Annotated in this window: 5 protein-coding genes and 1 pseudogene; 4 read left to right on the top strand and 2 right to left on the bottom strand. The window is 58.5% G+C overall.

The annotated features are described in order from the left end of the window. Nucleotides 1-471 (top strand): annotated as a pseudogene (locus A3730_RS28265) (hypothetical protein); the annotation flags it as partial. Here the strand turns inward: A3730_RS28265 and A3730_RS28260 are convergent. Further along, nucleotides 463-2145 carry a S9 family peptidase gene (locus A3730_RS28260; RefSeq protein WP_231884075.1) on the bottom strand — a complete coding sequence of 561 codons (1683 nt, stop codon included), beginning with the start codon at nucleotides 2143-2145 and terminating at the stop codon, nucleotides 463-465. The pseudogene A3730_RS28265 and the gene A3730_RS28260 sit on opposite strands and share 9 nt — an antisense overlap. A gap of 47 nt (nucleotides 2146-2192) precedes the next feature. On the opposite strand from A3730_RS28260, the gene A3730_RS28255 reads away from it, so the two are divergent. From A3730_RS28255 to A3730_RS28245, 3 genes are all read left to right on the top strand, one after another. Continuing rightward, nucleotides 2193-2963, top strand: coding sequence for a DUF1461 domain-containing protein (locus tag A3730_RS28255; RefSeq protein ID WP_063519630.1), 771 nt, complete (start codon nucleotides 2193-2195; stop codon nucleotides 2961-2963). Between the two features lie 31 nt (nucleotides 2964-2994). Continuing rightward, entirely contained in the window at nucleotides 2995-5022 is a 2028-nt protein-coding gene (locus tag A3730_RS28250) for a PEP-utilizing enzyme (protein WP_063539400.1), read from the top strand. Nucleotides 5023-5090: 68 nt separating this feature from the next. Then, a complete protein-coding gene (locus A3730_RS28245; RefSeq protein ID WP_063518938.1) occupies nucleotides 5091-5888 on the top strand; it encodes a DUF2189 domain-containing protein in 798 nt (265 codons plus the stop codon). A 57-nt stretch (nucleotides 5889-5945) separates the two neighbouring features. Here A3730_RS28245 and A3730_RS28240 read toward each other — a convergent pair. After that, on the bottom strand, nucleotides 5946-7401 hold a 1456-nt coding region (locus tag A3730_RS28240; protein ID WP_197477717.1), incomplete at its 5' end, for a vitamin B12 dependent-methionine synthase activation domain-containing protein.

Here is a 7401-nt window from a genome sequence, read left to right as displayed (position 1 = left end):
ACCCTCAAGGACCCGGAAGTGGCGGTGACCGTTGACGGTAATGGGCAGATCGGGGCAAAGGTCTATACCGCCCGGTTCGCGGATAACCCGGTTACGGTTGACGGTAAGAAGGACGTTGATGATCAGGCTTTTGCCGGCCAGCAAATCAGCATGGAAGAAAACTGGATCCTCTTTGACAGCCGCAAACAGTTTTCACTGCTGACAGCCATGACGGTACCGGATGAACTACTGAAGACGCGGGTGGAATTGATCTATGAAGACGACCGTGACCTCAAGGTAGAGCCGGAGCAGTTCACCGGTCAGTTACCCAACCTGGGTTACTCCCTGCAAGGCTGGCCGGAGCCGCAGGAATTGCGCTTTACGGTCAGCCTGTATTTTGACGAAGGCCTGCACGGCATGGAGGCGGGGGCCTTTGCACAGCAGCGAAGCGCTGCCGTGCCTTACGCAGTCAGTGAGCCGGTATCAGAATGAGCGATCCGGCTTCAGCGAGAGAACGTCTTCGCGGGTGATCGGCAGCCAGACATCCCCTTTGATGCTGGCATTGCGTGCGAGAAATGCAGAATTCAGCGGGAATTGGGAGGTGAACCCGTAGATCACCAATCCGATACGATCGCCAGCTTTCAGTGGTTGGCTGACCGCAGGTAATTCCAGTTCATAAATGCCTTTCTCCGGCAGAGACGTGAGCTGTTCACTGGCCACATGGACCCGGCGCCGGTTGGCATGTTGAATCCCCAGGCCCACAAAAACGGGCATGCTTTTCCCGCCGGAAGTCCCTCCCAGATTAAGTTCAATGCGCGGCTTGCCGAGCAAGACTTCGTCATCACCACGGGCGATATACATGGGCACGAACTTGGGGCGCCCAAAGCCGCCATTGGGCTTCATGTCACGCAAATCGGCGCCGGGCCACATGGCACGGAACAGGTCCGTGCCGGTATCTACGCCGACCATAAGCCATTCAAAAGCGCCGGCCAGTGGTACGGTCACCTTGGTGCGGGGCAGAGCGTACTGCGTGCTGTTGACCGGCAGCCCCTCATCCAGGGCGATACCGCGGTCTTCAGTGACATTGATGCAATACTGTGGCACGCGGCTCTCGCCGGACTGCAGCTTTTCATCCCACCAGTTCAGGATGGTATCCACTGCCGTTTCACTGTAATCACCGCAGTGCACCATGTCGTCGGTCTGATAGAAGGGCAACCAGCCACGCCATTGCTGCATGGGCCAGGGCATAACGTGGCCTGCCTGCATGCCGATGATACGGGCATCGCGCCCTTGTTCCTGCCAGCACTCATAGTTGCGCTCTGCCTGCTGGAACGGAAACATGGTGTCGGTGAACCCCTGAATAAACAGGGCATCGGCGTGTGGCGATTTGCCCTGGTCACAAAAAGCGGCGGGGCTGCGCTGGTACATCAGGTCCTTCAGATCCTGGTTGACGGTGCCATCGAAGGCGCTGCGCCACGGGTCCGAAAACATCACGCCCACATCGAAGCCACTGTTAATGCCTCCAACGCCCAGCAAAACAGCGCCCCAGGCGCTGCGAAACTCGCCGTTCGGAGCAATACTGTTCATGTCGTGCCAACCGGTGAGCGGCACCAGTGCCTGCAGGCGCGGTTCGGTGAAGGCGGCCAGCGTCTGCAAGCCGGCACCGTAAGACTCGCCAATCATGCCGATGGCGGGCTGACCGTCAGGCATACGTTTGACGCCGGGAAGGTGGCCCAGTGACCAGTCGATCACATTACTTAGATCCGCGACTTCAAAGTCCGGGTCCATCATGTGCACGTGGCCATCGGACTGTCCCCAGCCCCGCTGGTCGTAGAAGACCACCCAGTAACCGGCTTTCCACGCCGCGATGGCGGCTTCACCGGTGAGGATGGATTTGCCGTAAATTGACATGGGGCGCTTCGCGCGGAAGCCACCAAAACCGTGAGTGGCGATAATCAACGGGGCGCTTTCCCCGGCCTGAAGCTCAGGCTGGTAGACGGTGGCTGCCAGTTTTTTGCCATCCCGGGTCGGGATGCGCACCTGGTAATAATCCTGTTTTTGCGCCTGGATCGTGCGCGGCGCATTGGTTTGAGGCAGGGTGGTGGTACAACCCGATAACACAAAAAAGCCCGTCAGCAGGGCTATCGACATGAAGAGCGGTCGCATGTGGCTACGTCCTCTGTTTATTATTCTGTTATTACTGTGAGGGTGTTATGAAAAAAACGGCTCAACCAAGCCAGGTCGCGGCCACTTTAGTGTGGTTCTTTTATGTTGTCATTGTTGTTTCTTTGGCTGTGACGCTGTGTTGGGCATTGTATAGCCAGTCGAACTATGGCTACCGCTTCTGGTATCAACAACTGGATATTGGCCAACATATACAAATTTATGGCCCTCAGAATCGCTTTAAATCCGGGTTTGAACAATTGCCCCCCGAGCAACACTGGCAGGCATTTGAGCAAATTCGTGATGCCGTGCATAACAGCGGGGCGGGATTGGCTGATATTTATTACCAGCCACCGGGGAAGAATCCACGCCCGTTACTGCACAATGCTGAAGTGCAGCACCTTCAGGACGTGGCCGATTTTATTGATCTGGGGCGTGTGCTCTTCTGGGTGTTGTTGGCCTTGTGGTTGCCGCTCGCCTGGCTTTGCGTCTGGCTTAAAGCACCACCCATGCGCTGGCGGCTTGGCATTACTGTTTTCACTGTGGGGGCTGTGTTAGCGTGGTTCCTGATTGCCGGCCCGACCCAGGTTTTTTATCAGTTTCATCTATGGATTTTCCCCGCTGATCATCAATGGTTTTTCTATTGGCAAGACTCACTGATGAGTACGCTGATGAAGGCCCCGGTATTGTTTGGCGGGATCGCGGCGGTAATCGCTCTGGGGGCATTGCTGCTCACGCCGGTCTTGTACTGGCTGGGCCTGTGGGGGTGTGCGACGGCTTGCGCCGCAGGGGTGGCGCTAAAGAATCCGCCGCGTATATAACAGACCAATTTCGACCAATAAGAAACGGCTCATGAGCATTGAAGTACTGACTGCCGATGTTGAGGGTGGCGAAAATCTGCAGCGCTGGGCTGCCATGGGGTTACCAATCCCGCCCAGCTGGCGCATTGACCGCAGCGTGGTGGCAGACAGTTCTGCCGCGTCGCTGACTCACCAATTACGCGCCTTGCCGCGCATGTTTACCGATGACCGTTATTGGGTGCTTCAACAGGGGCCCATGAATGCGGATTCACGCCGGGAAAGCCTGTTGAATCTGGATTCGGATGAATCACTGGCGGCGGCATTGCGGAGCATTTTCGATCGCGAGCCTGGCCCGGACCATGTGGTGATCCAGGCACTGCCGCGGCAACAGGCTGCCGGGGTGTTGTTCACCCGCCACCCGCTACGCCAGGACCTGCCACACATGGTGGTGGAGGGCGTGGTGGAGGGCAGCAATGAGCGTCAGCGATTGATTTTCGATGACAGCGGCCGACTGGTGCATGCGTCGCAGGCCGTAGTGCCACTAAGCCAACAGGTTGATGAATCCCAGCTGCGACGACTCCACACCACGCTTAAACAAAATTTTGACCGTCCCCAGGCCGGTGAGTGGGTGTTTGATGGCGAACAGCTGTGGCTATTGCAGACGTTGCCGGTGGGCTCGCTCCCCGAACCCAAGGAAGCCTGGACGCGACGTGCCGGAGTAGGGCTGTTTAATCAGGTAGAAACGCCGCTGTGGTACACCCTCGCGGGCCGTTGGCTGAAAGCAGCCTTCTGGGAGCCGCTGGTCGAACAGGCCGGCTGGAGCCGTTTGGCCAAGGTCGAGCCTTATCGGCGCCAGCACAGCCACATCTATACCAATTGCGCTTTTTTTCGCGAACTCCAGCAACAACACAAAGGCGCAGCACGCTTTGTGCCTCCGGCCTGGCAGCAGCTTGAAATCCATGATGAGGCAACACCAGTGCGCTTGCGTTCGCGCCTTGCCGACACCGTTACCCAGTGGCGCCACCGGTGGACGCTGACGCAGTTGTCCCTGGATATTCGCCACTGGAAAGAGCCGGACGTGACCCGTGAAGCGCTATGGCGGGCTTTTATGCGACTGGATGCCATGGGAGAGGCGCTCAGTCGGGTGGACGGTGAGCTTGCCTATCTGACCCTCGCCGATGCCCTGCCTCGCTATGAGGCGCCGTTACCGCTAGCGCTGCTGGTCACCCCCGCTGAATTGCAGGCAGTGGAAGCATTGGCCCGGGGGGATCTTGAGGCGGTGCGAGAGACCTCGCTGCGCCCAGGTGCCGACCCGGTGCACGCGCCATTAAATGAAGGCCCGGCCCAGGCGGCTACCCTGAATGGCTTGCAACAACCGGGGATAGTCAGCGACGGGCAACTGGCTCAACCGAGTGAGCAGGACGCCAATGCGTTGCGTATGGCGCGTACGGCACGAGGCCTGCGTTTTGCCATCGGCAACCGTCTTCGCCGTCTGCTGCGTTCCATGGGGGCTATCGTGGTCGAGCAGGGCACGCTGCAGCACCCGGATGATATCTATTTCCTGTATTTTGATGAGCTCTGGCAGCTGTGGATGGGGCAAAAGCTGCCAGCCAGTGCAGGCAGAGAGGTCATTGGTGACCGTAAACTCCGTTATCTGGATGATGGCTTGCAAGGCGCACCGGACTGGAAGATGGATCAGGTGGGTTATGGTTTCGGCGGCGGGCAGCGCCTCAGCCCATTGTTGCGCGGCTTGCCATTGGTTGATGGTTCTGCGGAAGGGCCGATCCGGCGGGTATGCAGCGCCTGGTGCCTGAACAAGGTCCTGCCCGGCGATATCGTGGTAGTGGATCAGGTGGAACCCGCATGGCTGCCTTGGCTGGTACAGGCGGCGGGCCTGGTGATTGCCGAGCAGGATCCGGCTAACGCCGCCGCCAGCCTGGCGGTGACCTATGGCATTCCTGCCATCTGGTCTGCCAGTGATGTCATGCATAGCGTGCAGGACAATCTGCAGGCAACCCTGGATGCCACCCAGGGCCAGCTTGATGTCGCTCCGGTTATGGATGACGATAACGCCAGCTAGGACGATCGGGCTGGAAGGCGAAAAGTGCAGGGCTCACGTGTTGTTCTTGTCCCACAGAGGCAGGTTCCATGACGCAACCACCGAATCAGGAAGAAGACACTCGCCCGTTTGTGGCCCCATGCCACACGGTCGATACCCGCGCGCCACTGCGCTGGCTGCGCAAGGGATGGCAGGACTTTCGGGCGGCGCCAGGGCCAAGCCTGGTATATGGCGGCATCATGTTCGTCATCAGCTACCTGATCAGTGCCGCCACTTGGTGGTTCGGTAATATGGGCCTGTATCTGGGCCTGCTTTCCGGCTTTGTCTTTCTTGGGCCGCTGTTGGCGCTCAATCTCTACGATATCAGCATCCAGCTGCAGCAAGGGCGCAAGCCCAGCTTGCTTGAGAGTTTACGGCAGGCGCGGGCCTGCATGGGTGACGCCCTTACCTTTACCGTGATTCTGGTAGTGGTGTTTCTGGTGTGGGCCCGGGCGGCGAATCTGATTTATATCTTTTACCCGGTTAATGAGTGGCACCTGGAGAATGTACTGCTGTTCTTCGGGGTGGGCAGCAGTGTGGGCGCCTTGTTCTGCGCCATCGTTTTCACCGCCAGCGTGTTTTCACTGCCCATGATCATGGATCGCAAGACGGACATGGTGACCGGGGTGATTACCAGCACCAACGCGGTGCTACGCAATAAACCGGCGCTGTTTGTGTGGGCCTGCCTGATTGGTGTTTGCCTGCTGGTGGGCTTGTTAACGGCCTACCTGGCGCTGGTGGTGCTGCTTCCGGTGCTTGGCTATGCCACCTGGCATGCCTACCGCGAAGTGATTGATGCCAGCGTATGGGAGCCGCGCTTTACGCTTCCTGCTGAGGATGCAGATTGAATGCGGGAACCGCCTTTCCGGCAACGATCCCCGCATTTCTCTGAACAGCCTGAGGGCCTAGTCCTCGTCCATGTAGCCCAGCAGGTGGGGCACCATCCGTTCGATCTCCTTGCGTGTCATGCCTTTGCGTGCGGCGTAGTCGTCCATCTGGTCCTTTGCCAGTTTGCCGGTGCCGAAATACTTGGCCTGTGGGTGGGAGAAGTACCAGCCGGATACAGCCGCAGTGGGCAGCATGGCGTAGCTTTCGGTTAGCGTCATGCCGGCATGGGTTTCCGGGTCCAGTAACTGCCACAGCAAGGCTTTCTCTGTATGGTCCGGGCACGCCGGGTAACCCGGGGCAGGGCGGATGCCTCGATATTTCTCGCTAATCATGTCCTGGTTGCTCAGTGCCTCATCGCTGGCGTAGCCCCAGTAGTCCTTGCGCACTTTTTCGTGCAGGCGCTCGGCGAACGCTTCCGCCAGCCGGTCAGCCAGTGCCTTGAGCATGATGGCGGAATAGTCATCATGGTCGGCTTCGAAGCGGGCGACATGTTCGTCGATACCAATGCCGGCGGTAACCGCAAAGCCACCCAGCCAGTCGGTGAGCCCGGTTTCCTTGGGCGCGATAAAGTCACTCAGGCAGAAATCCGGCTTGTCGTTCTTGCTTCGGTCCAACTGCTGGCGCAGGTGATGAAGGGTCATGAATGGCTGCTCATCACCCGGGTTGCGGTACAGCTGGATATCATCCATATCCGAGTTGGCCGGCCAGAAACCCATTACACCACGGGCAGTTAGCCACTTTTCTTCAATGATTTTCTCAAGCATTTCCCGGGCATCCCGGTAGAGCTTGGTAGCTTCTGCGCCGACCACTTCATCGTCGAGGATCTTGGGGAATTTGCCGGCCAGCTCCCAGGCACGGAAGAAGGGCGTCCAGTCGATGCGTTGCACCAGATCATCCAATGGATAATCGTCCAGCACCTTCAGGCCTTTCACCTTGGGCTCGGGCGGCGTGTAATCACTCCAGTCAGGCTGGAATCGATGCTCCCGGGCCTGATCAATGGAAATCAGGCTGCGGTCCACCTGCTGTTGTTTGCGCCGGACGCGCAGTGCCTCGTAGGTTTCCTTGAGTTCGGAGACAAAGTCGTCCTTGGCCGTTTTGGAGAGCAGCCTGGAGGCCACGCCGACGGCACGGGAGGCATCAGCAACATGGACCACGGCCTTGTCATAGGCCGGATCAATCTTCACCGCGGTATGAATGCGGCTGGTGGTAGCACCGCCAATCATCAACGGCAGGTCCATTTCCAGGCGCTGCATCTCGCTGGCCACATGCACCATTTCTTCCAGCGAGGGGGTAATCAGCCCGGAGAGGCCAATGATGTCCACATTTTCTTCTTTGGCTACCTCGAGAATAGTCTCGCAAGGCACCATGACGCCCAGGTCCACCACGTCATAGCCATTACATTGCAGCACCACGCCAACAATGTTCTTGCCGATGTCGTGCACATCGCCTTTCACGGTGGCCATCAGGATTTTG

The sequence above is a fragment of the Alcanivorax sp. HI0044 genome (assembly GCF_001634945.1).
Note: the sequence above shows the minus strand (reverse complement) of the source record. Positions and strands in the feature narration are given on the sequence as shown.

Bases quoted from the DNA above. Each gene is read 5' to 3' on its own strand.
- A3730_RS28260 (WP_231884075.1), bottom strand. From the start codon at position 2,145: ATGCGACCGCTCTTCATGTCGATAGCCCTGCTGACGGGCTTTTTTGTG.
- A3730_RS28255 (WP_063519630.1), top strand. From the start codon at position 2,193: ATGAAAAAAACGGCTCAACCAAGCCAGGTCGCGGCCACTTTAGTGTGG.
- A3730_RS28250 (WP_063539400.1), top strand. From the start codon at position 2,995: ATGAGCATTGAAGTACTGACTGCCGATGTTGAGGGTGGCGAAAATCTG.
- A3730_RS28245 (WP_063518938.1), top strand. From the start codon at position 5,091: ATGACGCAACCACCGAATCAGGAAGAAGACACTCGCCCGTTTGTGGCC.